This window comes from Ignavibacterium sp. (assembly GCF_025998815.1).
Lineage (GTDB): Bacteria > Bacteroidota > Ignavibacteria > Ignavibacteriales > Ignavibacteriaceae > Ignavibacterium.
In genome coordinates, this window is record NZ_AP026678.1 from 3462983 (window position 1) to 3489917 (window position 26935).

The window sequence follows — 26935 nt, forward strand, 5'->3', positions numbered from 1 at the left end:
CCTATTCTTTATATTTCTTAAAAATAACAGATGTATTATGTCCACCAAATCCGAAAGCATTACTCAACGCATAATTAACTACCCTGTCCTGAGGTTTGTTGAATGTATAATTTAAATCACATTCAGGATCAGGATGTTCAAAGTTAATAGTTGGTGGAATCTTATCATTAACGACTGCAAGTATTGATGCTATCGCTTCTACAGCTCCTGCAGCACCTAATAAATGCCCTGTCATACTTTTAGTTGAAGACAAATTCATCTTGTATGCATGTTCTCCAAACACTTTTTTTATAGCTTTAGTTTCAGCAATATCGCCAAGCGGAGTTGAGGTTCCGTGCATATTTACATAATCAATTTTGTCAGGAGTAATTCCTGCTGTTCGTAAAGCCATTTCCATTGCTAAAATAGCTCCTGTGCCCTCCGGATGAGGTGCAGTAATGTGATGTGCGTCAGCGGAAAGGCCAACTCCAACTATCTCACAATAAATTTTTGCACCTCGTTTAAGTGCAACTTCAAGTTCTTCAAGAAGCAATGCACCGGCACCTTCACCCATTACAAATCCATCTCTTGTAGCATCAAAAGGTCTGCTTGCTGTTTCAGGCGAATCATTTCTTGTGGAAAGTGCTCTGTTTGCATTGAAACCTCCAACACCAATTTCATTTATCGAAGCTTCACTTCCTCCGGCAATCATTCTATCAGCTAAACCATTTTTAATCAGCAGATATGAATCAATAAGATTGTTGTTGCCTGTTGCACAAGCCGATACTGTGCAATAATTCGGTCCCTGAAATCCATATTGCATTGAGATATGTCCCGCAGCAATATCCGGAATAAGCATCGGAATAAAGAACGGTGAAATTCTTCCGGGACCTTGTTCACGATTGATTACTGATTGTTCATAGAAAGTCTGAATACCGCCAATTCCACTTCCGAATATCACTCCAATTTTTGATTTTTCTTCTGCACTTAAACTTTCAGGGTTTAATCCACTATCATCAATACATTGTTTTGCAGAAACCAACGCATATTGTGCAAAAGGATCAAGTCTTCGGGCGGTTTTTCTATCTAAATATTTTGTTACATCGAAATCTTTAAGTTCGCAAGCGAATTTTGTATCAACTCTGGAAGCATCAAAACTTTTGATTGGAGCAGCGCCGCTTTTGCTCTGCATCATTCCATTCCAAAATTCCTGTACACTTAAACCAATAGGTGTTAAAGCTCCCATTCCGGTAACTACAACTCTGCGATTGGAAATCATATTTATCCTTTCAATTGTTCTTATATAGGCAATTTATTTATGCAAAGATAGAGAATTTTATTAGTTTGAATAAACTAATTTTTGATGAAGGGAACCTAGAATTTGTCCTCTGTCAAACGGAAAATTGTCCATTCATCCATTGGTTTTGCACCAATACTTTTATAAAAATCTATTGCGGGCTGATTCCAATCAAGCACAACCCATTCAACTCTTCCACAATTTCTTTCTTTTGCAAGTTTTATCACTTCGTTCAAAAGTGCTTTCCCAATTCCTTTACCTCGAAATTGTGGACGAACATATAAGTCTTCTATATATAAACCTGGTTTGCCGACAAAAGTTGAAAAGTTATGAAAGAAAATTGTTTGACCTGCTAATTCTCCTTCATATTCAGCAATAAGAACTTCAACAAATTTCTTTTCGCCAAAAATAACTTCTTCAAGATGTTGTTCAGTTGTAACAACTTCGTGTAATAATTTTTCGTATTCTGCTAATTCTTTAATCAGTTTCAGAATATTTGGAATATCTGATTTTTCAGCTCTTCTTATTTTTAATTTTTCCATAGTAAAACTTGCATTAATTACTTTTTATAAAATGGAAGATTATCCTTTATAATATTTTTAATCTTGCTGAATTCAAGTTCCACATCAATTGAACCCATCGCATACGGTGCAACTTCGTAGGGATCAAACTGGATTACTAAAGCATTTGGAATAATGTAAAAATCCTGATCTTCGGAAATATTTAATTCATCTTCAAATAAACCAGCTTCATTCAGAGAGTTCGCATCAAACATGTTCATAATTTCTTCTGCGCAAAATTCAGATAATGCTTGTAATGAGTTGGGCTTAAGAATATCAGAAATACCAAATACTTTTCCATCGGATGTTCTGATATTATAACCTATCGAATAATAATTACCGTGAGCTCCACCGGTAAATTCATAATAATCAAGTACTACGCTGATGAAATCTTTACTGTTGAAAGTAACTCTGAAATCTGTTTCGAAGCTGAATACCCAATCAGGAGGAAATTCTGAAGTGTAATCTGTGTCTGCAACAAAATCATCAAACCAACTTTTAGCTTGCATAAATTCTGTTTCCAGAAAAGAATTTATTTTTCCCTGAACTTCTGAATTGCCAAGACCACTAATTTGCGGATATGATATTTTCACATATGCCGAGGTATCTTCAGTCGCCTGATAAAATTCTTTTTTGATTATGGTTAATGAATCAACTTCAGCTTTTGCTGATGTGGCAATCACTAAAATTATTATTAAAAGATTAACGAATTTCATTTTTAATTCCTTAAAGTTTTTATTCTTTGTTTATGTCTTCTTGAGTTCTTCGCTCAAGAAATTTATTTTCTGTGAACAGTGCTAATTGTGAAAAAATATAACCGAAAAATATTCCGATTAAAGCGCCTCCGATTATATCAGAAGGATAATGTAAACCTAAGTAAACTCTTGAAATTGCAACAAGACCTGCAGTTATAAATAGTACCCATTTTAATTGTGGAAAAAGTTTGTAAAAGAAAAATGCTGCAGCAAAATTATTCAAAGCGTGATTCGACGGAAAAGAAAATGTTCCTGTGCAGCCAAGTGGAGTAATAACATCATCAAGAACATCGCAAGGTCTTGGCCGGGCAAAAAATTCTTTCAGAATTCTGTATCCGGTTTGGTCCGAAGCAACTATTAGTAAAATAACACCAACAACAGCAATTTTGCCGCGCAAACCGCCTTTAGTCCAACTAATTCCCAGTAAAATAACATAGGCAATGTACCAATTATTTACGCTTGTGATTATAGAGAAAAACTTATCCAAAACAGGCAAGGAAATTGTATGATTAAAGAAGTAAAAAACCGTCAGGTCAATTGAGTAAAGAAAATCGCTCATTTTTGCCTTTGTAAATAAAACTGATGGTTAAAAATAATTAAAGAATCAGTTAAAATTTCAATTTCAAGTAGTTTTAACTGAAATATTTACATTTGTTTGATGGAAAAAAAAGGAAATTTGATACAATTTTTACTTAATCCGACAGGATTTTTCAAGAAAGAGAACTATCAGAAAATCCGTCAGGAATCCAGGAAACACCTAGTTACTCCTTTGAAAGTCATTGCCTTTATGGTAGCCGTCTCCGGTTTGTTTGCAATGATTTTCGAGGTCAGATATTATCAGCATTTACAGTTAGAAATTTATTTTACCAGATTATTTGCCACTCTTATTGCATTTCTTATTCTCGTATTCACTAATTCAAAAAACTCTGAAAAATATTCCACAGCATTGGTGCATATTCTTCTGTTAACGATTATCATTTCCTCTGCAATAATGATTTTTATGATGCCCAAAACAATCGTTGTTAATTCTCAGATTGTTGGATTAGTAATTTTCACATCAGCACTTTTCCTGAGTTGGGAAGTAGTAAATCAGATTATAGCAGCAATCTATTACAATCTGGTTTTTGCAGCAGCAATTCTTTTCAATGATCAGAAAATTTATATCCTTCCTAACACTTTGGAATCACTTGCATTTGTTCTTTTTATGAGTTTGCTTTCTATTCTGGGAAGCGCAATTAATTTTAAGCTAAGATTGCAAGTAGCAGAAAAGTCAATCGAAACAGAAAAATCTGAACAAAAATTTAAGTCAATATTTAACAATGCACTTATTGGAATCTACCAGACAACACTCGATGGAAAAATCATTACAGCAAACGATGCAATGGCAAGAATTCTAGGTTATGAAAGATCAGAAGAAGTGATTGGAAAAGATATTTTAACTTTCTACAAAAATCCTCAGGAACGAGAGCATCTTATTGAATTATTGAATGAGAAAGGACTTGTTGAAAATCTTCGTTTGACATTAATTCGAAAAGATTTTGATGAAATATATCTTAAAGTGAATGCAAGATTAATCGACTTTAACGGAAACAATCAAAAAATTATAGAAGGAAATCTTCAGGATATTACAGAACAGGTAAAAGCAGAACAAATTCGGGATGAATATCAGGAATCATTAAAGAAAGAAAAAGAAAAGTCTGAAAAACTTGCTCAGGAAGCATTAAATCTTAGTCAGGTCAAAAGCAGATTTCTTGCGAATCTCAGTCACGAAGTAAGAACACCGCTTAACAGTATAATCGGACTTCTCTCAATTATTGAAGATGGAAATGCCAGAAGTGAAGATGAGGTCAGACAATTTATTTCAACTGCCAGAAGCTCTGCCGAATCTTTGCTTGAAGTTATAAATGCAATTCTTGATTTATCTAAAATTGAAGCAGGAAAGATCGAACTTGAAAAACTGAATTTTAATTTGCGTAAAGTAGTTGATCAGGCAGTAATGGTAATTCATCAGAAAGCCCGAGAAAAAGGAATTAAGATTATAGAAGAACTTCCGTCAAATGACGAATTGAATTTTGTAGGTGATCCAACAAGAATAAGACAGATTTATATAAATCTTTTGGGAAATGCTGTTAAATTTACTGAAGAAGGTGAGATAAGAATTAAAGTTGAAACCGAAAATCACAATGGCTCAAGAATAAAAATCATTTCATCAATAGAAGATACAGGAATTGGAATTCCAGCAGATAAAATATCTGAATTATTCAAACCATTCTCTCAGGTTGATGGTTCTGAAGGTAAGAAATTTGGTGGAACAGGTCTGGGATTAGTTATCTGTAAAGAATTCTTAAACTTGATGGAAGGTGACATTAAAGTTGAAAGTGTTGAAGGTGTCGGAACTAAATTTACATTTCATTTCTTTGTTGATCCGGCACTAAGTAATATCCTTGGTAAAAAATCCAACACAGATTCAGAGCAAAATAAAACTCATACTGATTCGCTTCACGAACAGCTTGATCAGGCATTGGTAGAGCAGAGAAAAAAATTCAGAATATTACTTGCTGAGGACAATCTTATTAATCAGAAAGTTGCAATAAGAACATTAACATCATTCGGATATCAGGTTGATGCAGTTTTGAATGGAGAACAAGCAGTAAGTGAGCATAAAGCAAAAAATTATGATTTAATTCTTATGGATATTCAAATGCCCGAAGTTGATGGTTACACTGCAACTAAAATGATCAGAAAATTAGACTCACCATTAAATTCAGTTCCGATTATTGCTCTTACTGCGCACGCTTTACTAGGTGATAAAGAAAAATGTCTTATTGCAGGTATGAATGATTACATTTCCAAGCCTGTTGTGGCTAAAGAAATCGTACAAATTCTCGATAAATACTTAGGAATTAAAAAAAATAAACCTCAAGGAGAAAATAAGGTGATGGATAAAGCATCTGCTCTGTTCGATTTCGACAGATTGAATCAGGTTAGCTTGGGGGATAAAGAGTTCGAAAAAGATTTACTCGGTGATTATTTCAAAGATGTTGAAATCAAACTCGAAACTCTGAAAGAATTTATTTCGCAAAGAAATCTTAAAAAGATTCAGGAATTAGCTCACACTCTTAAAGGATCAAGTTACTCAGTTGGGGCGAAAGCAATCGGTGATGAAGCTTTGGGCATTGAGCTATCAGCAAAAAGTCTGGATATTGAAAGCGTTGAGGAAAGAATGATTAAGCTCACAAAAGTTGTTCGTGAGTCAAAAGAATTATTTAAAGATGTGCTTGCGGACTAAATCAAATCAAAATTATTAAAAGAAAAAGCCGCACCATTTAACGATGCGGCTTTTGTTTTATCAATTAAATTTCTTCAAAACTTTTCTAATAGTCTCAATTGCAAAATCAATTTCTTCTTTATTAATTACAAGTGGTGGAGCAAATCTGATAATATCTCCGTGAGTCGGTTTTGCAAGCAAACCTTCTTCTTTCAGAGCAACACAAACATCCCACGCAGTTTTACCGTCAGATGTTGGTTTAATTACAATTGCATTCAGTAATCCTTTTCCTCTTACAAGAACAAGATTTTCAAATTCATTAACCATTTTCTGAACCTCACTTCTGAAATATTCACCCATTTTTGCTGCATTATCAGCAAGCTTTTCTTCTACCAAAACTTGTAGCGAAGCGATTGCAACTCGTGCAGCTAACGGATTTCCACCGAATGTTGAACCGTGTTGACCGGGTTTAATTGTTAACATAATCTCATCGTTTGCAAGTACTGCGGATACAGGCATAGTTCCACCTGAAAGTGCTTTTCCTAAAATCAGAATATCGGGCTTAACATTTTCGTGGTCGGATGCAAGCATTTTGCCGGTTCTTGCTAATCCTGTTTGAACTTCATCACAAACAAGTAAAACATTTTTTGCTTTGCACAACTCCTGAGCTTTTTTAAGATAACCAGCATCAGGAACAACAACACCAGCTTCACCCTGAATAGGTTCAACCATAAATGCACAAACATCCGGGTCTTCAAGTGCTTTTTCCAAAGCCGGGATATCGTTAAAAGGAATCTTTATAAATCCCGGAAGAAATGGTCCGTAACCTTCGTATGAATCAGGATCAGTTGATGCTGAAACTGCCATCATTGTTCTTCCATGGAAATTATCATTCGCAACAATAATCTTTGCGTTATATTTTTTAATCCCTTTAACATCATAAGCCCAACGGCGAGCAAGCTTAACTGCAGTTTCTCCGCCTTCGACACCAGTATTCATAGGCAAAACTTTGTCATAACCTAAAAGTTCGGTTATGAATTTTTCATATTCACCGAGAACATTATTGTAAAAAGCTCTTGATGTTAAAGTTAAAGTCTGGGCTTGTTCAATCATTGCATTAACAATTTTTGGATGGCAATGTCCCTGATTAACTGCAGAGTATGCAGAAAGGAAATCCAGATATTTTTTCCCTTCAACATCCCAAACCCAAACTCCTTTTCCTTTTGCGATTACAACATCAAGTGGATGGTAATTGTGTGCACCGTACTTGTGCTCAAGCTCTATAAAATATTGTGAGTTCATAATCCTTCCGTATTTTGTTTCATAAATGATAAAAATGCATCCGAAAATTACCGCCGCAGTCGCTGATTACCAAAGTAATTTGTGATGAATATCCTCAGGATGCTGCAGTGCTTTATTTAATCTTGTTTATTGCATCCTTGTTTGATAATTTTTGAAAAAATAATTAAAGAATTAAATGACATTGACTATTGGAACATATTCCTTTAGTGTTAAAACCAAAGGTAATTGTGATATTATTGATATTACTTCTGCAGTAGAAAAATTAGTTGAAGAGAATAATTTTATTGAAGGAAACGCCTTAATATTTATTAGCGGTTCAACTGCGGCAATTACAACAATTGAATATGAACCTGGTTTGCTGAAGGATTATCCCAAACTATTTGATAAACTAATACCAGAAAGTGAATCTTATCATCATAATTTTACCTGGCACGATGGAAATGGTCATTCTCATTTACGTGCATCTTTGCAGAAATCATCATTCACAGTTCCATTTAAGAATTCTAAATTACTTTTGGGAACCTGGCAACAGATAATTCTTGTTGATTTTGATAATCGTTCAAGAAACAGAGAAATAATTGTTCAATTAACCGGACTCAAAGCAACCGAATAGGAAAAAGAGAAATGAAAAAACTATTGAATCTTACTTTATTATTATTTTCGATAAATATTTTCCCTCAGATAGTTGTAACTCAACCAGAATATCCAACTCAACTTGATAGTATTGTAATATTTTTTGATGCAACTCAACCTGGTGCTGAAGAATTACTAAACTATACCGGAACAGTTTACGCTCACACAGGAGTAAATACTAATTTTGGTAATTGGCAGCATGTGATTGGTAGTTGGGGCAATAATCAAACTCAGCCGGCTTTGACAAGATTGGGACCTAATCTTTATAAATTAACTGTTGGTTATCCAAGAATATTTTACAGTGTAACAAATCCAGCAGAAATCATCAATGCGATAGCTTTAGTCTTTAGAAGCGCTGACGCAACAAAACAAACACGTCCGGATATTTTCTTAAATTTATATCAACCAGGATTAAATCTTGTTGTTCAGAATCCTGTTGTTTCAGTTCAGTTTGGTGATCCGCAACGCTCTCCTGCATTTGTTAAAGAAGGTGAAACAGTTCCAATTGACATTCGTGCTGTTGAAATTCAGACAAGAGTTCAATCAATAACTTTGTTTGTTGATGGAAATCCGGTAGCACAGAGTGATTCTTCACGATTGATATACAATTTTTCATACTCAAATTTCTCAGTTGGTCCGCATATAGTTAAAGTCGTTGGAGTTGATACTGTAAATAGTATTGATTCAACTTCATTTATGATGTTTGTAAATCCTCAGATTGTTAACGCGCCATTACCAAATGGTATCCAGCCAGGAATAAATTATACAAGTCCGGTTACAGCGACACTTGCACTCTTTGCTCCATATAAAGATTTTGTTTTTGTCATTGGCGATTTCAATGATTGGAAAGTCCAAACAAATTATTTTATGAAAAGACAATATGTTAATCAGGATAGTGTTATTTGGTGGATAGAACTTTCCTCTCTGAGTCCGGGAGTTGAATATGCATTTCAATATTTGGTGGATGGTAAAATCAGAACAGGCGATCCATTCTCAGAAAAAATTCTTGATCCCTGGAATGATCAATTCATTCCCGCTACAACTTATCCAAACTTAAAGCCATATCCGAGTGGAAAGACAGAAAAGATAGTTAGTATTTTACAGCCAGGTCAATCGCAATATCAATGGCAGGTTCAGAATTTTCAAAAACCTCCCAAAGAAAATCTCGTGATTTATGAATTACACATTCGTGATTTTTCTACGCAAAGAAATTTTCAATTCCTTATTGATACTTTATCTTATCTTAAATCGCTTGGAGTTAACGCTATTGAATTGATGCCGATTATGGAATTCAGTGGTAATCTTAGTTGGGGCTATAATCCAATTTATCACACCGCAGTAGATAAATATTATGGAACCGCAAATAAATTAAAGCAGTTCATAGATCTTTGCCACCAGAATGGAATTGCAGTTATCCTTGATATGGTTTTAAACCACGCTGATAATCTGTCACCTTTGGCAATGTTGTGGTGGGATGATATTCAAAACAGACCAGCACAAAATAATCCTTATCTGAATCCTGTTGCAAGACATCCGTTTAATGTTTTTAATGATTTTAACCACGAAAGCAATGCAACAAAATATTTTGTAGATAGAGTAAACGAATATTGGTTAAAGCAATTTAAGTTTGATGGATTCAGATTTGATCTTTCGAAAGGTTTTACACAGAATTTTTCCAATGATGTTGGTCAATGGAGTCAATATGATCAATCACGAATAAATATCCTTACCAGAATGGCTGATAAAATTTGGGAAGTTGATTCAACTGCTTATGTAATACTTGAGCATTTTGCAGATAACTCTGAGGAAGTTGTTCTCTCAAACTACGGTATGTTGTTGTGGGGAAATCTTAATCACGATTACAGTGAAGCTGCAATGGGATATCAATCAAGTTTAAGTTGGGGTTCTTACAAAACACGTGGTTGGGCATATCCTCATTTGATAACTTACATGGAAAGCCACGATGAAGAAAGATTGATGTACAAAAATCTAATGTATGGAAATTCATTAGGTGATTACAATATCAGAAACTTATCTATTGCTTTGCAAAGAATTAAGCTTGCAGCAACATTTCTTTTCCCAATTCCCGGACCTAAAATGTTCTGGCAGTTTGGTGAGCTGGGTTATGATATCAGTATTGACTTTAACGGAAGAACCGGAGAAAAGCCTGTTAAATGGGATTACCTTAATGATCTTCGAAGAAAAAATCTTTATAAGGTTTTCAGAGAGTTAATTAATCTTAAAAAGAACTATGTAGCATTTAGTACGAGTAACTTTACAATGGACACAGGTGGATTTATAAAGAAAATTAATCTTTATCATCCTACAATGGATGTAGCAATCATTGGAAATTTTTATGTTGGACCACTTTCTCCGTCAGCTAATTTTAGTTCAACAGGTTGGTGGTATGATTACTTCAGTGGTGATAGTATTGAAGTAACAAATCCAAATCAGCAGATAACACTTGAGCCAGGTGAATTTCACATTTATACAAATGTTAAGCTTCCGACTCCGGAACCCGGATTATTACTTGATGCAGAAGAGGTTAGTGAATCAATTCCAACTGAATTTTCTTTAGAGCAGAACTACCCAAATCCATTTAACCCTACTACTAAAATTACATTTGTCATTCCGAGCGGAGCGAGGAATCTTGTAACATTAAAAGTTTTTGACATTCTCGGTAATGAAGTTTCGACATTAGTCAACGAACAAAAAGAACCCGGATATTATGAAGTAGAATTCAATGCAGAGCGATTATCCAGCGGAGTATATTTTTATCGATTGCAAGCTGGCAATTTCATTCAAACCAGGAAGATGATATTACTGAGATAAAAAATCTTTGCTGTACTTTGCGACATCCTTCGCGTCCTTTGCGGTGAAAAAGCAATTTAACCACAAGGAGCGCAAAGCTATTGGCTAAGAACGCACAGAGATAATCAAATAAAGTGAGTTGCTTGGATAGACAAAGCTCTTGATAAAATAATTCCGGATGCGATTGCTACATTTAATGACTCGGCATTGCCGAATTTGGGGATTGTTAAAATATCATCCGCAATCTTCTTAACTGAATCCGAAGGACCTACTGCTTCGTTAGAAAATACCAGAACAAACTTTTCCGGAAATTTATATTCAAAAAGATTTTTACCCTCAAGATCAGAACAAATTATTTTAAAATTTTTATTCTGCAAATCAGCTAGGACATCGGAATCAAGCTCTTCAAAAATGTAAAGATGAAAAATCGAGCCCATTGATGCTCTTATCGCTTTCGGATTAAGATAATCAACAGAGTTTTTACTGATTAAAATTTCATTAATCCCAAACCAGTCACAAGTTCTGATAATTGTTCCAAGATTTCCCGGATCAGAGATGTTATCAAGATATACTAATATTTTTGATTCAGTTTTATCAGGAAAGAAATTAAGTTTAGCATACTTAAATACCGCAGCAATTCCCTGAGGAGATTTAGTCTCCGAGATTCTAATAAAATCCTGTGAGCGAATCGTTTCAATTCGGATTTTCTTTCTTTTAGCTTCTTTAAGTAAACTTTTATGTTGTTCAGCAAATTCAAAAGTGGTTAAAATTATTTCGCAGCTAAAATGACTGTTCAGACCTTCAGTAACATTTTTTAATCCCTCAACAAGAAACTTTAATTCGCTTTCACGAAATTTCTTTTGGGAAAGAGATGAATAATATTTTAACTCATTTCTTGTAATCATAAAAGCTTATCATAGTTCTGACGAGTATTATCTTTTTCACCCTTTTCAAGTTCCTTTAAATATTCCCACGAATAAATTCCTGTGTTATGTCCATCCTTCCAGGTAATTTGAATTGCATATCCGCCAACAACTTCAATATTCTGAATTTCATACATTCCTTCTTTAATGAAATTCAACTTTGGTGGACGATAAGTCTTCAAAAGAATTGTCTCTCCTTTACAATTAGCACAAGGACATTCATCACGAAGATACTTTAATCCAATAGTTGATTCTGTATCATCATCCCATTTAACAAACAACTTAGTTTTATCCAGAATTTTTATTTGTTTAGGTTTCATAAAATAAAATTCAATGTGATTTACTATGCAAATATAACTTATGATTGAGCAAAGATTATACTATTTTTGTGTAGACAAAATAATCTAAAGGAAAGATGCTTTTAATAATATTATTTCTGATTCTGGTGTTTATTAACTTCTTACTATCCATATCAGAAATTGCTCTTGGTGCTTTTGGTGAAAATAAAATAGAAGAACTTCGTGAAGCAAAAGATGAAACCGTAACTTACTTTGAAAAACTAAATTCGCAACAGGAAGAAGTTTACGGGACGATTCAATTTATTTATCATTTTTTACTTATTACAATAAGCATACTTGGATATTTTATCCTTTCGAGAAATATATTAAATCTTATTTCCAAAGCAGAAGAACTGAGTGATGTTGCTGATATTGTTGCAGTTCTCTTAACTGCACTAATTCTTACTCTCATTGTATTGATTTTTAATGTTCTTTTACCAAAGGCAATTGCATTCAGATATTCTGATTATATAGGGAAAAAATCTGTCAGAAAAATTCTTTTACTCGCAACTATTTTCAGATATCCGATAAAGTTAATTTCATCAGTAGCAAACTTTATTCTGGTTCCAATAAAAGAAAAAATTGGATTCTCACAATCGAAACCATTTGAAGATGAAATACTTGATATAATTTCAGATGGTGTAAAATCAGGAACACTTGATGAGACTGAACAGCAGATAATTGAAAATGTATTCGAGTTTACCGATTTAAAGGCAAACGAAGTAATGATTCCGCGAACAGATATGGTAGCAATCAATATAGATGATGATTTCGATTTGAACATTAAAAAAATTATTCAAACTGGTCATACTCTAATACCCGTTTATGAAAATTCAATTGATAACATAATCGGAGTACTTCACACAAAAGATGTAATGAAATCATTGATTGAGAAAAAAAATATATCACTTAAGGAATTGATGAGACCAGTTTATTATGTACCTGAATCCAAACCAATCTCTCATATATTAAGAGATATGCAGAAACAAGGACAAAGACTTGCGATTGTAACAGATGAATATGGTGGAACTGAAGGAATGATAACAATGGAAGATATTCTTGAAGAAATTATTGGTGAAATCAGGAATGAAGGTAAAGAATATAAATTATACAACAGGGGCAAAGACGGTAAATATTATATACTTGGGTCGATGAACATCAGTGATTTTAATGAAGTTTTTAATTACAAATTACCTGAGTCCGAGGAGTATAATACAATAGCAGGATTCGTTGCGGAAAGAACCGGAAGAATTCTGAATCCAGGCGATCAGTTGGAATTTGAAGGATTAGTTTTTGAGCTTATTAAGAAGATTCGTCAGAAAATGGTTCAATTTCGGGTTTACTCACAAAAAGGTGATTTAAAGGAAATCGAAGAAGAAAATTCTTGATTAGAAGTTGGAATTACTATAACTTTGGCTCGCAAATTTTGAAATGCTGGCGTAGCTCAGTTGGTAGAGCAGCTGACTTGTAATCAGCAGGTCGGGGGTTCAAATCCCTTCGCCAGCTCTGAATAGAAAACCCGAGAAAACAAACTCGGGTTTTTGCATTTTAACCAGAACGAAGATCAGCAGGTCGGGGGTTCTGCGCAGCATCCTTTGGAAAATCCCTTCGCCAGCTCTGAATAGAAAACCCGGGAAAACAAACTCGGGTTTTTGCATTTTGACCAGAAAGAAGATCAGCAGGTCGGGGGTTCTGCGCAGCATCCTTTGGAAAATCCCTTCGCCAGCTCTGAATAGAAAACCCGAGAAAACAAACTCGGGTTTTTGCATTTTAACCAGAAAGAAGATCAGCAGGTCGGGGATTCTGCGAAGCAACCTTTGGAAAATCCCTTCGCCAGCTCTGAATAGAAAACCCGAGAAAACAAACTCGGGTTTTTGTATTTTGACCAGAAAGAAGATCAGCAGGTCGGGGATTCTGCGAAGCAACCTCTGGAAAATCCCTTCGCCAGCTCTAAATGGAAAACCCGAGAAAACAGACTCGGGTTTTTGCATTTTAACCAGAAAGAAAATCAGCAGGTCGGGGGTTCTGCGCAGCAACCTTTGGAAAATCCCTTCGCCAGCTCTGAATAGAAAACCCGGGAAAACAAACTCGGGTTTTTGCATTTTGACCAGAAAGAAGATCAGCAGGTCGGGGATTCTGCGAAGCAACCTTTGGAAAATCCCTTCGCCAGCTCTGAATAGAAAACCCGAGAAAACAAACTCGGGTTTTTGTATTTTGACCAGAAAGAAGATCAGCAGGTCGGGGATTCTGCGAAGCAACCTCTGGAAAATCCCTTCGCCAGCTCTAAATGGAAAACCCGAGAAAACAGACTCGGGTTTTTGCATTTTTAAAGCCCAGTGATAATCATTAAGTTTTGGAATCTTCGATGTTTTGGAGTAAATATAATCCTCAGTTTAGATGAATCTAAAATTTTTTAATCATTAAGCCGATTTTTATTCTATTACTTTTCAAAAAAAAGTTTAAAAGCATAAAACAAAAGAAAAACTCCGAAAACTTTTTTAATAATGTTTTCAGGAAGATTAACTGCAACCATTGAAGAAAAATAACTTCCGATAATAAATGCTATTATAAGTATAACCGCTGCTTTGATATCGACCAGTCCGGCTTTATAGTAATTATAGGCAGCAAGTAAACCAATTGGAGGTAACAACATAGCTAATGAAGTTCCCTGAGCTTGCTTTTGAGAAAAATCCAATAAATAAACCAGAGCAGGAATCACTATTATTCCACCTCCGATACCTAAAAATCCACTCATTACTCCTGCCAGTAAGCCAGTAATTAACAGGATTATGAAATACTGCATAAAAACTCCACTAAAAAAATTTTTGAATTTTTCCGAGAAACTTTTTTTTTCATTTATAATATAGTTGAGGGTTTAATAAATATAAATCAATCGCTTATGAGACACCTTAAAGAATTTTGCCGTATAAAATATTTCTTAATAACAAATCTTTTCTTTTTAATTCTATTTTCATTTTTTACTCCAATTATTCCTCAGAGCATAAAAATAGTAAAAATTGAGCAAGAGGAAGATTCAATTAAAATAGTATATAATTTAATTAGCCAGCGTGATCAGGATAGATATTATATTGACTTTGAAGTATCGAATAATGGGGGAATGAGTTATGTAATAAATCCTAAAGCTTTGGAAGGGCAATTTGGTTACGGTATAAGTAGAGGCATAAATAAAATTGTTTATTGGAAACCCTTAGAGGAGAATTTAGAACTTATAGGAGAAGATTTTGTATTTAAAATAAATGCTACTTTTTTAGGAAGCGAAACAGATATGCAAATGATAACTTTCAGAGGGGGTTCATTCGATATGGGAGATGAATTTAATGAGGGAGAAGTTGATGAAGTGCCGGTTCATAAAGTACAAATTGACGATTTTGAAATTGGAAAATATGAAGTTTCAAATTATCAATTTGCAAAATTTCTAAATGATTATGGCAGTAACTTTGTTAAATCAGGAGAATTTAAGGGGGAACGCTTATACTATCCAATTGAGAATGGATTAGTTCAGATAAATGATAAATGGAAGCCGGTTGATGGTTTTGAATATTATCCAGTGACGGGGGTAACCTGGTATGGTGCAAATGAGTTTTGTAAATTTTATGGTTTTAGACTTCCCACAGAAGCTGAATGGGAGTATGCTGCTCGCTGTGGTGGTAAAAAAGTTCGTTATTCTTCAATTATTGATTCATTGGATACAAAATATTTTAACTATAATTCTTGGTTCCAATTTGACTCTCTAAAAAATTCTAGTACTTTATCATTTTTAAAGACACAATCCCTTGGCGCTTATCCTCCCAATGATTGTGGTTTATTTCAGATGAGTGGAAATGTTTGGGAGTTTTGCCTCGATTGGTATGAGTGGAATTATTATTCTCAATCTGAAATTGAAAATCCGGTAGGACCATTTCTTGGGAAATATAAGGTGATAAGGGGTGGTTCATTTACTTCATCTCAAAAAGGTATTAGAGTCTATGAGAGAAGTTATATTTCTCCGGATTCATATGGAATTGATATTGGTTTCAGAGTTGCACGTTCGATTAAATTGGAGGAATCCAAATGAAAAAATACTTTATAATATTTTTAACAATATCATTGACATTTAATACTTCTTTACTTATTCCCCAAATAAAGTTTTCTTCAAAAAGTGATTTAATTCGTTTAAATATCAAAGCTTTACCACCAGATACAGTTCCACCAATATTATCAGTTAACCTACCTAATGTAAAAGAAGGTTTTGCAATAAATCATCGAGATTCGATTTTTTTTATAAACGGACTAGTTTCAGATAACTTGGGAAAAACTAAAATATTTGTCAATAATAATTTTATCGGTACCTTCATAAATGGTCAATATTCAACATCTTTCCGACTAAATAGTGGCGAAAATCTTTTGACTATTACTGCTGTTGACAAAAGAAATAACAAGTTTGAGAAAAGAATAAGAATAAATTATGATCCAAGAGCCGATGTAAATCCACCTCAATTAAAACTTCTACCACCCTTTGAGCAGCTTAGCAGGGGAATACAAGTTATTCCAAAACCTACAAAAGATGAGAGTATTATTCTTAGAGGCAAATTTTTTGACGAGAATGAAATATCAGAAATTAAAGTCAACGACATTAACGTTGATTCAGTATTCGATGGTAATTTTTATTTTAATTTGGGTCCCGAACCCCCGGAATCTCTGGTAATCTATGCATCTGATATCTTTGGAAATTTTACTGAAATTACAGCTGTAATTAAGGTTGAAGATCCAAGTACTACTTTAACTGAAATCAGCGAAGTTAAATACCATGCAATTTTAATTGGAGTCGAGGATTATGCCGATCAAAGAATAAATAATCTTGATTATCCGATCAGGGATATTGAAAATTTGAAAAAAGTTTTGATTGATAATTATCAATTCGAAAAGAATAATATTATTACTTTGAAAAATCCTAGGAGAACAGCAATAATATCTGCTTTTCAGAAGTTAAGAGAAAAGCTTACTGAAAAAGATAATTTACTGATATTTTTTGCTGGTCACGGTTTTTTTGACTCAGACCAAGATATGGGGTATTGGTTACCATCAGATGCTGTTAAAGATGACTATAGTAATTGGTTACCTAATAGCACAATAAGAGATTTTATAAGAGCTATAAACACTAAACATACATTACTGATTTCGGATGCTTGTTTTGCTGGTTCAATTTTTAGCTCCAGAGAACCTTTTAGAGATGCATCCAGATCTATATTGGAGATCTATAAGGTCAAAAGCCGTAAAGCGATGACAAGTGGTGTAAAAAATCAAAAAGTTCAGGACAGAAGCAAGTTTACAGAATACTTAATAAAGTTTTTATTGGAAAATAAAAATAAATTTTTAACAACCCAGGAACTTTTTACAAAAGTTCGCGCCGCATTATTAAACAACACCAAGATTTCTCAAACTCCGGAATATGGTAGTATTCCTTTTACCGGTGATGAAGGTCTTTCAGGTGACTTTATTTTTATTCATAACTGATTATGAGGGTTAAAATGGAAATAAAAAATTATATAATAACCATTTTTGTATTTCTATTAACTACATTGTTATATGCTCAAACCTCTGAATATGGTAACTTGAAAATTTATAGTAGGGAACCCAATCTTTCTTCATTTGGCTATTATAGCGGGTCACATAAATTACCAAATGGAATTACTCCATCAAGAATTGATTACCATGGTATTTCTTATGCAACAGATTATGATATTACAAATATTGGAAATATTCTTATTAATAATTTTAGTGAAATTAGATTTACCTTAGATGGGATTTTCAGAATTGGGTTAGCAATGGGTTCAACTTCTATTGGTTCCGATGGAGAATTAGTATTCCCTCAAAATGAAATAAAATACTATCAAATTAATATGGACTTTTTCACATTATCTATTAATCCAGAATATACTATAATTCTGAAGGATGGTTATGCTATCACAGCACATTTCGGAATAGATTTAGTAAACATCGGAGGAACAGTAGCAATACTCGACAAGGGTGAATTGGAAAATTATTCTGTGGGACAATTTAACTTAATTCCGTTAGCATTAAGACCAGCAATTTATTTTGATTTTGGAAATTCAGGTTTAGGCATAGGTGCTTATATAAATCCGTCAAATATCTTATCATTTAGATATACATCAGAAAACCTTTACCCCGACGATAAGTGGGGAGTCAAAACTTTTGATAATTTTTTTAGACGATATGAATTCCAAATTATATTTACATTCTGAATTGGTTTTTGTTCTTCTGGGGTTTTTATTTTTCTGTGAAATTGGATTAGCACAGATAAATAATTCTGAAACCGATATCTCGGAATTGAAAAGACAATTGCAAGTTTTCAATGAGAAAAAGGACATGGCTTCTTGCCTGTCTCTTTTGGTAAAAATTCTCAGTCTTGACCCGAACGATTATCAAGCCCAAAAACAGCTCAAATTAGTCTTTAAATATCATTTTGACAAAATTTCAGCAGATGAAGAACTTATAAATTCGTGTGTTAGATTAATTAAAGACCCTTGTTCGTTACCTCTACTTGATTTGACTATACATTATATGAATGATAATAATATTTATATGGTTCAAACATATTTGGAGAATATTCAGTTTTGTGGATATAGTGTAACTGAAAAATCGCTCCTCAATTTGCTTAGACTTTATTCAAGTCTTTCACCTGAATTGCAACTAAATTTTTTCTCAATTATAAACGAGAAATCGGATAGTTTAATAAAAATATATTCTGCCTATATGGCTTATCAAGCTTTTGCTAATCCCGAAATTGGAATCTCTGGTATTTGTAAGACGATAGGCATCAATATGGATAAGTTGAAAGATTATTTTATCCCAAGGATTGATTCAGTTACAATTTTTTTAAGTGAGAACTTATTAAACTTTGATATAAGAATTTTTAACCATTTTATTTATTCACTTAATCGTGACAATGAAAAAGAAATTGATGAAGTGACTTTTCAAAAAATTAAAAATTTAAAGAATGAACTCTTTTTACATTATATTGATAACGATGTAGGATATTTGGAAAATTTCATCTCAGAATATAAGAACGAAGGTTTACCTTGGAAATTTTCCTATGAAGATATTAAAAAATTTTCAAGCATTTCTCCAAACTCATACTATCTACCTTTGCTTAAGATTATTTCTCAAAACTATTATTTATCGGAAGATAACAATGTAAAATATGATGTTGGAAAACTTTTTTTTGAAAATGGTTTGATTGATGAAAGTGAAAATGTTTTGAGCACATTAGATTTTAATCTCAAAAAGAAGATTAAGAATTCTGAGTTACTTCCTTTAATTTTTTCAAGTTATCTGTTAAATAAAGATTCTATCTTTAAAGAGTTATCTAAAGATTTTTTATTGAATGGGGATGAAGAGGATTTCAGAAAACTTAAAGAAGAATTAATCTGGTGGAGTAATAATAAAATAAAAATCGATTTTCTCGAGAAAGGTTTGGCATTATTTTCTAATCAGAATTATGAAGTTGAGGTGCATTCAAACCCCATCTTAGTAGATACATTTAATAGTGAAAAATCAAATTATTATGCTCTATTAATTGCTATTCAGGATTATGATGATGATAATCTAGACCTGAAATATCCAATAAAGGATGCTTTAGAGTTAAAAAGACTGCTGGTTGATTTATATTCCTTTGATGAGGGAAACATCATAACACTATTTAATCCACAAAGATCTGAAATTATTAAATCATTTTTGACCTTAAAGAATAAGCTAAATTCTTCAGACAATTTATTAGTTTTTTATGCTGGTCATGGAAATTGGGACGAGATAGCTGAACAAGGATACTGGTTACCGGCAGATTCCAAGCCGAATGATTTATCCCAAGTAATTACTAACACTGAAATTACAGCATATATAAAAGCAATTAAATCAAAACATACTTTATTGATAAGCGATGCTTGTTTTAGTGGTAGCATATTTAAGACCAGAGATGCATTCTTAGGTGAGTCGTATGATATTGAATATTATCAATCAAGAACTGCTCGAAAGGCAATTACAAGTGGTGCTTTAACACCTGTTCCTGATAAAAGTATATTCATCTATTATTTGCTTAAAGCACTTCGTGAGAATAAGAAAAGTCATTTAACTTCTGAAGAATTGTTCTTAAACTTCAGGGAAGCAGTGATTAATAACAGTCCTTTAAATCAAAGACCTCTTTTCGGAAATATTAATGATACTGGAGATGAGGGCGGTGATTTTGTTTTTATTAAAAAATAAAATCATTTTATTGACATTCTTTTTATTTCTGACTAATCTTTGTATGGCTCAGAAATATTCGAGGGGATTAATATTGGAATCTGAAGATGATTTGTCTGTACAAAGGTCTCCCACCCTTATTTTATCGGATTATTTTAATTTACCTAGATATATAACCTTGAAAAATTATGCTCCGGAACCAGGTGATCAAGGTCCCTTCTCTACTTGTGGAGCTTGGGCAACAGCATATTCTGCAAGAACAATATCATATCTAATTTCGAATAGATTAGAAACCATCGATAAGAAAGATTATTACTTTTCGCCCTCTTTTGTTTACAACCAATTAAAAAAGGATACAATGTGCTTATCTGGAATATCTCTTAGAGAGGCACTGGATATTATTAAAAATAAAGGGTCGCTTTTTTATAAAGATTTTGATTATTCTTGTGACAGGATTGTCAGTTTAAGTGATTTAATCAAAGCAAAAAATTATGACATTCTAGATTATAGAGAGATTTTTTCACGAAATGATAAACTTAAAGTACTAAAAACAAAAAAAAGCGTTTCGGAATTTAAGCCAGTGATAATAGCCATGGCTTGCCCGATATCTTTTGAAAATGTTACAGATGTATGGGAACCAAAACCTGAGGATTATAAAAATTACCACAATGGACACGCTGTGGTAGTAACCGGATATGATGATGAAAAATATGGGGGTTCGTTTGAAATATTGAACAGTTGGGGAAGTGAATGGGGAATAAATGGATATTGTTGGATAAAGTATAGAGATTTTGAACACTTTGTTTACAATGGCTATGAGTTAATTGAAAAAGTGAATTTAACAAATATCAATGATGCATATAATGGTTCGATTTATCTAAAACTACTTGATAGCAGTTTAATGGAATTTGAAAAAGTAAATGGGATTATTTGTTCAAAAAATGCTTATCCTCCCAAAACCCAGTTCGAAATTTTTATAACAAATAACACACCTTGCTACATTTATTGCTTTGCCATTGATGATCAAAAAAATTTTACAAAAATTTTCCCGAAAGATTCATTAACAAATAATATATTCCCTTATAGAAGAAGTACACTACCCATCCCAGACGAATTTCACTTTTTAGAACTTGATGATAAAGGGACAGAAGATTACATATTTATCTTACTTTCAAAAAGACCTGTTGATCTTTATGAATTAACGCAAAAAATGTTGTTTGATAAGAAAGGGATTAGTGAAATAATATCAAAGCTTCTAGCAAAAAGCGAAAATCAATTATCCGTTTTTATTAACTCTGATAATAAAATATTGTTTAGCTCAATTGCAAATTTTGATAAAATGTCTCCAATAGTATTCAAGATAAAGAAAAGAAGGTAGATATGTATTTAATTATAATTTCAACAATAATTCTGTTGAATATGTGTTATTTACAACTTTCATTTTTGCAAAATAATTCATTGAATAGAACTAATTTAATAGTTCAAGTTGATTTAATTATATATGGTGATAATGGAAAGTTCAGACTCGCTAAAAGTTTTGATAAAATAAATACAAGTGAAAAATTTCAATTTATAGTTAGATCGAATTCAGATGTTCGATTGATTATGATAAATAAATCTTTAAAAGATTGTAAGATTTTGACGAATGTTTTTATCAACTCTAATAGAAATTATTATTTACCAAGTCCCAAAGAATTTTTTGTATTTGATGGCTCTAACAAGACTGAAGAAATCAGTTTAGTAATATTCAAAAGAGAATTTAAACTTTATGACATATTATTAAAACCCTCATTGAATTGTGAAGAAAAATGGAAATTAATTGATGATCAGTTTAATGAGTTTTTTACTATTAAAAGCAAACCTGTACCTCCAATCCTCCAATTAAGTGGTAATATACGTACATCTGAATTATCTGAAGAATTAGAGGTTAGTAATGTTTTAATAAAGAAGTATTTATTTGATGTTAACCAATAAAAAAAGGAACAGAACTCTTACAATTTGGCTATTCCTTATAATTATCTGGATAAATATATTTAATTATGTTTTTTTACCAAATGGAATATCTTTTGATTATTTAGTTTATGATTTTTTATTAAGCAAGGTTTATAAACAATATAAAAATAAGAATATTCAATATGTTTTGATTACGAACAATACTTATGAGGAATTATTTAAATCTAATTTAATTGATAGAAGTAAAATCGCAGAAGCTGTAGCCTTACTAGAGGAGTTGGGGGTAGAATTAATAATCTTTGATATAATCTTTCTTCATCCATCAAATCCAAGAGATGATATTGCCTTATCTAAAGTATTAAGCAAATATGATAACATTATTCAGCCAATTGCTTTGATAAACTACCCTGATATAACAACCAACAAAGATTTAAAGACAATTAAATTAATAGATTTGCAAACTCACTTAAAATTATCAACTTCTAATGAAATAATATTTCCAAATTTAAAGTTTCTCTCTAAAGACAGTTTCTTAGGGCATATTAGCGATTACTCCGATAAAGATGGTGTAATGCGACATACAAGATTGATAATAAATAAAGATTCAACTTTTATTCCATCATTAAGTTTCGCTTCATTTTTAAGAATGAAGAAAGATTCTGTTTTTACAGTGAAATTAATAGAGAATGAATTCCTTATAATTAATGATAATTTAAAGATTCCAATTGATCATTTAGGAAGGACTCTCGTTCCTTTTGTTTCTGAGTGGGGCAATGATTTCGAAGCTTTGGCTTTAGAGGATTTGATCAAAATGAACAATGATATATATGATAAAGTAAGGTTAAGAAATTCTTTAAATGGCAAGATTGTGCTAATTGCTGATGTCTCAGCAAGTGCTGCCGATATTTACCCAACACCATTATCAAAGCTTACTCCTCTAGTGATGTTACATTCATCGATGTTAAATGCATTAATAAATAATACCTTTATTAATAAAATTAGTTTTAACCAGCGTACTCTAGTATTAAATATTTTGCTAATTATTTTATTTTCATTGTTCTTCAAACAAAAAAGAATTTATTTATTTGTAAGCTTGTTGTCCTCAATTTTCTTATTAACATTATTAACTCTCATACTGTTTATTCTGGGTCATTTTTTATTTTATGTTTCAATAGTTGTATGTTTAATTCTGTCTTTTACTCTTGGATTTTTTCTAATTGAATTTATTTTCTTAAAAGAAAAGAAAATTATTGAATTAGATAATTATCGAAAGTCTTTCGAAATGCAGGAAACAAAAAAAATTCTACAGAATTTAATGCCCAGAAGTAACTTTATTTTCCTTGATTATGAAATATCAGCTTATATCAGTTCAGCAGAAGAAGTAGGCGGCGACTTTTTTGATTATTATCAGAATGATGAAGAAATAAAAATATTTGTTGCGGATGGTTCTGGTCATGGTCTTCAGGCAGGAATTTTGGTAGTCTCTTTAAAGACAATTATTACTTCACTTAAGCTAAATGGTCCTTCTAAAACACTATTTCAAATAAATAACACTTTAAAGAAAATTAATTTTACTAAACTGTTTCTCTGTATGGTAATTATCTCTGTTAATCGAAATTATATTACTTTTTCTGTCGCTGGATTACCACCTCTTATTCATTATAAAGCAAACTTAAATAAGTTTGATCTTTACCACCATAAAAATATTCCTCTAGGTGTAAAAGCTAACTTTGAATTTATTGAATCAACAATAAAACTCGAAGAAGACGACATATTATTTATTTATACAGATGGCTTAAGCGAACTTTTCAATTCTAAAAAAGAAATGCTCGGTATTGAAAACATCAAACAAACGCTTTTGAACTGTTCCCACAAATCCACCAATGAAATAGTATCTGATCTAAAAGATTTAATTCTAAAATGGAAAAAAGATGAACTTCAGAATGATGATATTACTTTTTTAATTATTAAGAAGAATAAAAAGCCATTTTAGAATCAAAACATTTCTTAAATTTGACTTACAAATAATTTAGATTCTTATGGATGCATCTGTTAAAAATAAAATTAAATCTATTGTTGGGCAGGATAATTATTTTGATTCTTTTGAGGATCGTTTAGTTTATTCTTATGATGGAACCCCTGTAATTCAGCAGATGCCTGAAGCGGTTGTTTTTCCGCAAGATGAAGAACAGATATCTAAAATTATTGATCTGGCAAATAATACTAAGTTTAATGTTGTGCCAAGAGGTGCTGGAACCGGGCTAAGCGGTGGTTCTGTCCCAACTGAGAATTCTGTTGTAATTGTAATGACAAAATGGAATAAAATTCTGGAGATTGATGAGAAAAATTTAACTGCTACAGTTCAACCGGGAGTTGTAACCGGTATTCTTCAGAAAGAAGTTGAAAAGCTTGGATTGTTTTATCCTCCAGATCCTGGAAGTCTTAATGTTTGTACTATCGGTGGAAATGTTGCTAACAATGCTGGTGGATTGCGTGGATTGAAATATGGTGTAACAAAAAATTATGTACTTGGCGTCGAAATGATTCTGCCAGACGGGAAATTTCTGAGAACTGGTGGGAAAAATATGAAAGATGTTGCCGGCTATAATCTAAGGGATTTTATTGTTGGAAGTGAAGGTACATTAGGAATAATAACTAAAGTTTTATTGAAGTTAATTCCTAAGCCAACCAAGTCAATAACTATTTTAGCATTCTTTGAAAAATTAACAGATAGTGCACAAGCAGTATCTGATATAATTGCGGCTAAAATCACCCCTGCAATGATGGAGTTTCTTGATAACACTACAATTAATTGCGTTGAAGATTATACTAAAATTGGTTTGCCAAGAAATGTAGATGCGTTATTACTTATTGAAGTTGATGGTCGTGGTAGTGAAGTTAAAGATGATGCTGAAACGGTTAAGTTTATACTGAAAAAGAATAAAGCTTTGGCTGTTCGTGAAGCATTTGATGAAGCACAGGCAAATATATTGAAAACTGCCCGGCGAAGTGCCTTCAGTGCTTTGGCAAGAAGAATGCCTACAACTATTCTTGAAGATGCAACTGTACCAAGAAGTGAATTACCTGTAATGATTGAGAAGATTGTAAAAGCATCAAAAATGTTTGATGTGATGATTGGTAACTTTGGTCACGCTGGAGATGGGAATCTTCATCCAACAGCTTTAACAGATGAAAGAGAGCAGAAAGAACTTGATAAAGCTCATCGTGCTTTTGATTATATTTTCGATGAAGCTGTTAAACTTGGCGGAACTATTACCGGTGAGCATGGAACTGGTTTGGCAAAAAAACAATTTCTTGAAAAGGTAACCGGACCAGTCGGATTAGATATGATGATGAGAATTAAAAAAGCCATTGATGTAAATAACATTCTTAACCCGGGTAAAATATTTGCTCTCTCACCGAAATGCGAAGGAGCGCTTCCTAAAAAAAGAGAACACATAAAGAATTTTAATGAGTAATCTCCAACAAAATTCAGAATTATTAAAAGTCTTACCAAGCGATGACATACTCCAACAGTGTATTCATTGTGGAATGTGTCTGGCAACTTGCCCAACTTATGATTTGACAAAACTTGAGAGATCTTCTCCACGAGGAAGAATCAGGATGATAAGATCGGTAGCTCGTGGTGAAATGGAATTAAGTTCTTTGTTTGCCGAAGAAATGAATTTTTGTCTGGATTGCCAGGCGTGCGAAACTGCCTGTCCGGCCGGAGTTAAGTATGGAAGAATGGTTGAAGCAGCTCGTGTTTTAGTTGATGAAAGTGGATATACACCAAAAGTTCAGCTATTTCTTAAAAGATTAGCTTTGAGAAAAATTGTTGCCTCCAGATTCTGGTTAAAATTTTTTTCACGGTTACTTTGGTTTTATCAAAAATCAGGAATACAAAAACTTGTAAGGGCAACAGGAATTCTCAAACTATTTTCTAAAAATCTTCCTGAGATTGAAAAGCTTTCTCCTCCAATTGCAAGTCACTTTTCAGATTCGAGAATCAAAGAGATTGAGTTACCAGCAGGAGAAATCAAATACAAAACAGCATTTCACTTTGGTTGTTTGATGAATACGATGTTCGCTGATATTAACATTGATACTATAGATGTTCTAAAAGAGGTTGGTTGTAAAATTATTACACCAAAAGATCAGGTTTGCTGTGGTTCATTGATGGCACATAACGGTGATATGGAATTTGCCTTAAAGTTAGCAAGAAAAAATATCGATGCTTTTGATAAACATGATTATGATTATTTGATTTCCAATTCTGCCGGTTGTGGTGCTTTTATGAAAGACTATTCACATCTTTTAGAAAATGATCCTGATTACTCCGAAAAAGCTAAACGATTTTCTTCAAAAGTAAAGGATGTGATGGAATTCTTTGCTGAACAAAAGCCATTAAATGGTATTTCGATTTCAAATCCAAAACTTAATCTTAAATCTGAACAAGAACTTATAACATATCACGACGCTTGTCATTTAGCTCACGCTCAAAAAGTTTCTTTACAACCAAGAGAAGTAATCAAATCATTGCCGGGAATAAAATATACCGAGCTTGAAGAAGCTTCTTGGTGTTGTGGTAGTGCCGGCATTTATAATGTTGTGCGATATGAAGATGCTTTGATTCAGTTGCAAAGAAAAATGAAGAATATCAGAAACACAGGCGCAAAAATTGTTTTAACAGGAAATCCCGGTTGTATGGGTCAGATAAAATACGGTGCAGAAAAATTTAATGTTGATGTTGAAGTTCTTCATCCGGTTACACTGATAAAAAAACTTCTTTCGTGAAAAAATTTCTATTCAAATTTCTTACGAATTATTTCATCCGATATAAAATCAAATCGCAAA

22 protein-coding genes and 1 tRNA gene are annotated in these 26935 nt (G+C 32.7%); 14 read left to right on the top strand and 9 right to left on the bottom strand.

The window, feature by feature from the left end; all coding sequences use genetic code 11:
• Nucleotide 1: 1 nt before the first annotated feature.
• From fabF to Q0X14_RS15215, 4 genes are all read right to left on the bottom strand, one after another.
• Nucleotides 2-1255 carry a beta-ketoacyl-ACP synthase II gene (gene fabF, locus Q0X14_RS15200; protein ID WP_366522816.1) on the bottom strand — a complete coding sequence of 418 codons (1254 nt, stop codon included), beginning with the start codon at nt 1253-1255 and terminating at the stop codon, nt 2-4.
• A 98-nt stretch (nt 1256-1353) separates the two neighbouring features.
• On the bottom strand, nt 1354-1818 hold the full coding sequence (locus Q0X14_RS15205; protein WP_297840497.1) for a GNAT family N-acetyltransferase: 465 nt from the start codon (nt 1816-1818) through the stop codon (nt 1354-1356).
• A 17-nt stretch (nt 1819-1835) separates the two neighbouring features.
• Nucleotides 1836-2552: a DUF3298 and DUF4163 domain-containing protein gene (locus Q0X14_RS15210; RefSeq protein WP_297840500.1), complete on the bottom strand. Its 717-nt coding sequence runs from the start codon at nt 2550-2552 to the stop codon at nt 1836-1838.
• 19 nt (nt 2553-2571) lie between these two features.
• Complete coding sequence (locus tag Q0X14_RS15215) at nt 2572-3150, bottom strand: phosphatase PAP2 family protein (RefSeq protein WP_297840502.1); 579 nt, start codon at nt 3148-3150, stop codon at nt 2572-2574.
• Between the two features lie 99 nt (nt 3151-3249).
• Here Q0X14_RS15215 and Q0X14_RS15220 point away from each other — a divergent pair, with 99 nt between their 5' ends.
• Entirely contained in the window at nt 3250-5880 is a 2631-nt protein-coding gene (locus Q0X14_RS15220) for an ATP-binding protein (protein WP_297840505.1), read from the top strand.
• A gap of 60 nt (nt 5881-5940) precedes the next feature.
• Here Q0X14_RS15220 and rocD read toward each other — a convergent pair whose 3' ends face one another.
• On the bottom strand, nt 5941-7161 hold the full coding sequence (rocD, locus tag Q0X14_RS15225; protein ID WP_297840507.1) for an ornithine--oxo-acid transaminase: 1221 nt from the start codon (nt 7159-7161) through the stop codon (nt 5941-5943).
• A gap of 175 nt (nt 7162-7336) precedes the next feature.
• Here rocD and Q0X14_RS15230 point away from each other — a divergent pair, with 175 nt between their 5' ends.
• Nucleotides 7337-7774, top strand: coding sequence for a secondary thiamine-phosphate synthase enzyme YjbQ (locus tag Q0X14_RS15230; RefSeq protein ID WP_297840510.1), 438 nt, complete (start codon nt 7337-7339; stop codon nt 7772-7774).
• An 11-nt stretch (nt 7775-7785) separates the two neighbouring features.
• Nucleotides 7786-10626 carry an alpha-amylase family glycosyl hydrolase gene (locus Q0X14_RS15235; protein ID WP_297840512.1) on the top strand — a complete coding sequence of 947 codons (2841 nt, stop codon included), beginning with the start codon at nt 7786-7788 and terminating at the stop codon, nt 10624-10626.
• Between the two features lie 104 nt (nt 10627-10730).
• Here the strand turns inward: Q0X14_RS15235 and Q0X14_RS15240 are convergent, their stop codons facing one another.
• Nucleotides 10731-11510 (bottom strand): RNA methyltransferase, encoded by a 780-nt coding sequence (locus Q0X14_RS15240; protein WP_297840514.1) that lies wholly within the window; start codon nt 11508-11510, stop codon nt 10731-10733.
• Entirely contained in the window at nt 11507-11848 is a 342-nt protein-coding gene (locus Q0X14_RS15245) for a DUF971 domain-containing protein (RefSeq protein ID WP_297840515.1), read from the bottom strand. Before Q0X14_RS15245 ends, Q0X14_RS15240 begins: the two co-directional genes overlap by 4 nt.
• 95 nt (nt 11849-11943) lie before the next feature.
• On the opposite strand from Q0X14_RS15245, the gene Q0X14_RS15250 reads away from it, so the two are divergent.
• Together Q0X14_RS15250 and Q0X14_RS15255 are read left to right on the top strand one after the other, a co-directional pair.
• Nucleotides 11944-13254 (top strand): hemolysin family protein, encoded by a 1311-nt coding sequence (locus Q0X14_RS15250; RefSeq protein WP_297840518.1) that lies wholly within the window; start codon nt 11944-11946, stop codon nt 13252-13254.
• Between the two features lie 45 nt (nt 13255-13299).
• Nucleotides 13300-13372: transfer RNA gene (locus Q0X14_RS15255), tRNA-Thr, on the top strand.
• On the opposite strand, the gene Q0X14_RS15260 is transcribed toward Q0X14_RS15255, so the two are convergent.
• Both Q0X14_RS15260 and Q0X14_RS15265 read right to left on the bottom strand, forming a co-directional pair.
• Nucleotides 13354-14190 (bottom strand): hypothetical protein, encoded by an 837-nt coding sequence (locus Q0X14_RS15260; RefSeq protein ID WP_297840521.1) that lies wholly within the window; start codon nt 14188-14190, stop codon nt 13354-13356. The two genes, Q0X14_RS15255 and Q0X14_RS15260, sit on opposite strands and share 19 nt — an antisense overlap.
• Nucleotides 14191-14306: 116 nt before the next feature.
• Complete coding sequence (locus tag Q0X14_RS15265; protein ID WP_297840522.1) at nt 14307-14669, bottom strand: sulfite exporter TauE/SafE family protein; 363 nt, start codon at nt 14667-14669, stop codon at nt 14307-14309.
• Nucleotides 14670-14765: 96 nt separating this feature from the next.
• Between Q0X14_RS15265 and Q0X14_RS15270 the strand changes: the two genes are divergently transcribed.
• The 9 genes from Q0X14_RS15270 to Q0X14_RS15310 are packed head-to-tail and all read left to right on the top strand — an operon-like array spanning nt 14766 to nt 26875.
• A complete protein-coding gene (locus Q0X14_RS15270; protein ID WP_297840523.1) occupies nt 14766-15941 on the top strand; it encodes a formylglycine-generating enzyme family protein in 1176 nt (391 codons plus the stop codon).
• A complete protein-coding gene (locus Q0X14_RS15275) occupies nt 15938-17380 on the top strand; it encodes a caspase family protein (protein WP_297840526.1) in 1443 nt (480 codons plus the stop codon). The genes Q0X14_RS15270 and Q0X14_RS15275 overlap by 4 nt, the downstream gene beginning before the upstream one ends.
• Before the next feature lie 14 nt (nt 17381-17394).
• Nucleotides 17395-18129 carry a hypothetical protein gene (locus tag Q0X14_RS15280; protein ID WP_297840529.1) on the top strand — a complete coding sequence of 245 codons (735 nt, stop codon included), beginning with the start codon at nt 17395-17397 and terminating at the stop codon, nt 18127-18129.
• Nucleotides 18101-20146: a caspase family protein gene (locus tag Q0X14_RS15285; protein WP_297840531.1), complete on the top strand. Its 2046-nt coding sequence runs from the start codon at nt 18101-18103 to the stop codon at nt 20144-20146. The genes Q0X14_RS15280 and Q0X14_RS15285 overlap by 29 nt, the downstream gene beginning before the upstream one ends.
• Nucleotides 20100-21503, top strand: a complete 1404-nt coding sequence (locus Q0X14_RS15290; RefSeq protein ID WP_297840535.1) for a C1 family peptidase — start codon at nt 20100-20102, stop codon at nt 21501-21503. The genes Q0X14_RS15285 and Q0X14_RS15290 overlap by 47 nt, the downstream gene beginning before the upstream one ends.
• 2 nt (nt 21504-21505) lie before the next feature.
• The gene (locus Q0X14_RS15295; protein WP_297840537.1) at nt 21506-22099 is read left to right on the top strand and encodes a hypothetical protein; all 594 of its coding nucleotides are present in this window, start codon (nt 21506-21508) and stop codon (nt 22097-22099) included.
• Nucleotides 22086-24071, top strand: coding sequence for a CHASE2 domain-containing protein (locus tag Q0X14_RS15300; RefSeq protein WP_297840540.1), 1986 nt, complete (start codon nt 22086-22088; stop codon nt 24069-24071). The genes Q0X14_RS15295 and Q0X14_RS15300 overlap by 14 nt, the downstream gene beginning before the upstream one ends.
• 46 nt (nt 24072-24117) lie before the next feature.
• The gene (locus Q0X14_RS15305) at nt 24118-25557 is read left to right on the top strand and encodes an FAD-linked oxidase C-terminal domain-containing protein (RefSeq protein WP_297840542.1); all 1440 of its coding nucleotides are present in this window, start codon (nt 24118-24120) and stop codon (nt 25555-25557) included.
• Complete coding sequence (locus tag Q0X14_RS15310) at nt 25550-26875, top strand: (Fe-S)-binding protein (RefSeq protein ID WP_297840545.1); 1326 nt, start codon at nt 25550-25552, stop codon at nt 26873-26875. Before Q0X14_RS15305 ends, Q0X14_RS15310 begins: the two co-directional genes overlap by 8 nt.
• Nucleotides 26876-26935: the final 60 nt, after the last annotated feature.

Coding starts and splice junctions, on each gene's coding strand:
- Q0X14_RS15285 (WP_297840531.1), top strand. CDS start 18,101: ATGAATTCCAAATTATATTTACATTCTGAATTGGTTTTTGTTCTTCTG.
- Q0X14_RS15240 (WP_297840514.1), bottom strand. CDS start 11,510: ATGATTACAAGAAATGAGTTAAAATATTATTCATCTCTTTCCCAAAAG.
- Q0X14_RS15245 (WP_297840515.1), bottom strand. CDS start 11,848: ATGAAACCTAAACAAATAAAAATTCTGGATAAAACTAAGTTGTTTGTT.
- Q0X14_RS15210 (WP_297840500.1), bottom strand. CDS start 2,552: ATGAAATTCGTTAATCTTTTAATAATAATTTTAGTGATTGCCACATCA.
- Q0X14_RS15250 (WP_297840518.1), top strand. CDS start 11,944: ATGCTTTTAATAATATTATTTCTGATTCTGGTGTTTATTAACTTCTTA.
- Q0X14_RS15205 (WP_297840497.1), bottom strand. CDS start 1,818: ATGGAAAAATTAAAAATAAGAAGAGCTGAAAAATCAGATATTCCAAAT.
- Q0X14_RS15300 (WP_297840540.1), top strand. CDS start 22,086: ATGTTAACCAATAAAAAAAGGAACAGAACTCTTACAATTTGGCTATTC.
- Q0X14_RS15270 (WP_297840523.1), top strand. CDS start 14,766: ATGAGACACCTTAAAGAATTTTGCCGTATAAAATATTTCTTAATAACA.
- Q0X14_RS15215 (WP_297840502.1), bottom strand. CDS start 3,150: ATGAGCGATTTTCTTTACTCAATTGACCTGACGGTTTTTTACTTCTTT.
- Q0X14_RS15295 (WP_297840537.1), top strand. CDS start 21,506: ATGTATTTAATTATAATTTCAACAATAATTCTGTTGAATATGTGTTAT.
- Q0X14_RS15305 (WP_297840542.1), top strand. CDS start 24,118: ATGGATGCATCTGTTAAAAATAAAATTAAATCTATTGTTGGGCAGGAT.
- Q0X14_RS15310 (WP_297840545.1), top strand. CDS start 25,550: ATGAGTAATCTCCAACAAAATTCAGAATTATTAAAAGTCTTACCAAGC.
- Q0X14_RS15230 (WP_297840510.1), top strand. CDS start 7,337: ATGACATTGACTATTGGAACATATTCCTTTAGTGTTAAAACCAAAGGT.
- Q0X14_RS15265 (WP_297840522.1), bottom strand. CDS start 14,669: ATGCAGTATTTCATAATCCTGTTAATTACTGGCTTACTGGCAGGAGTA.
- Q0X14_RS15275 (WP_297840526.1), top strand. CDS start 15,938: ATGAAAAAATACTTTATAATATTTTTAACAATATCATTGACATTTAAT.
- Q0X14_RS15235 (WP_297840512.1), top strand. CDS start 7,786: ATGAAAAAACTATTGAATCTTACTTTATTATTATTTTCGATAAATATT.
- Q0X14_RS15260 (WP_297840521.1), bottom strand. CDS start 14,190: ATGCAAAAACCCGAGTCTGTTTTCTCGGGTTTTCCATTTAGAGCTGGC.
- Q0X14_RS15220 (WP_297840505.1), top strand. CDS start 3,250: ATGGAAAAAAAAGGAAATTTGATACAATTTTTACTTAATCCGACAGGA.
- Q0X14_RS15280 (WP_297840529.1), top strand. CDS start 17,395: ATGGAAATAAAAAATTATATAATAACCATTTTTGTATTTCTATTAACT.
- rocD (WP_297840507.1), bottom strand. CDS start 7,161: ATGAACTCACAATATTTTATAGAGCTTGAGCACAAGTACGGTGCACAC.
- Q0X14_RS15290 (WP_297840535.1), top strand. CDS start 20,100: ATGATACTGGAGATGAGGGCGGTGATTTTGTTTTTATTAAAAAATAAA.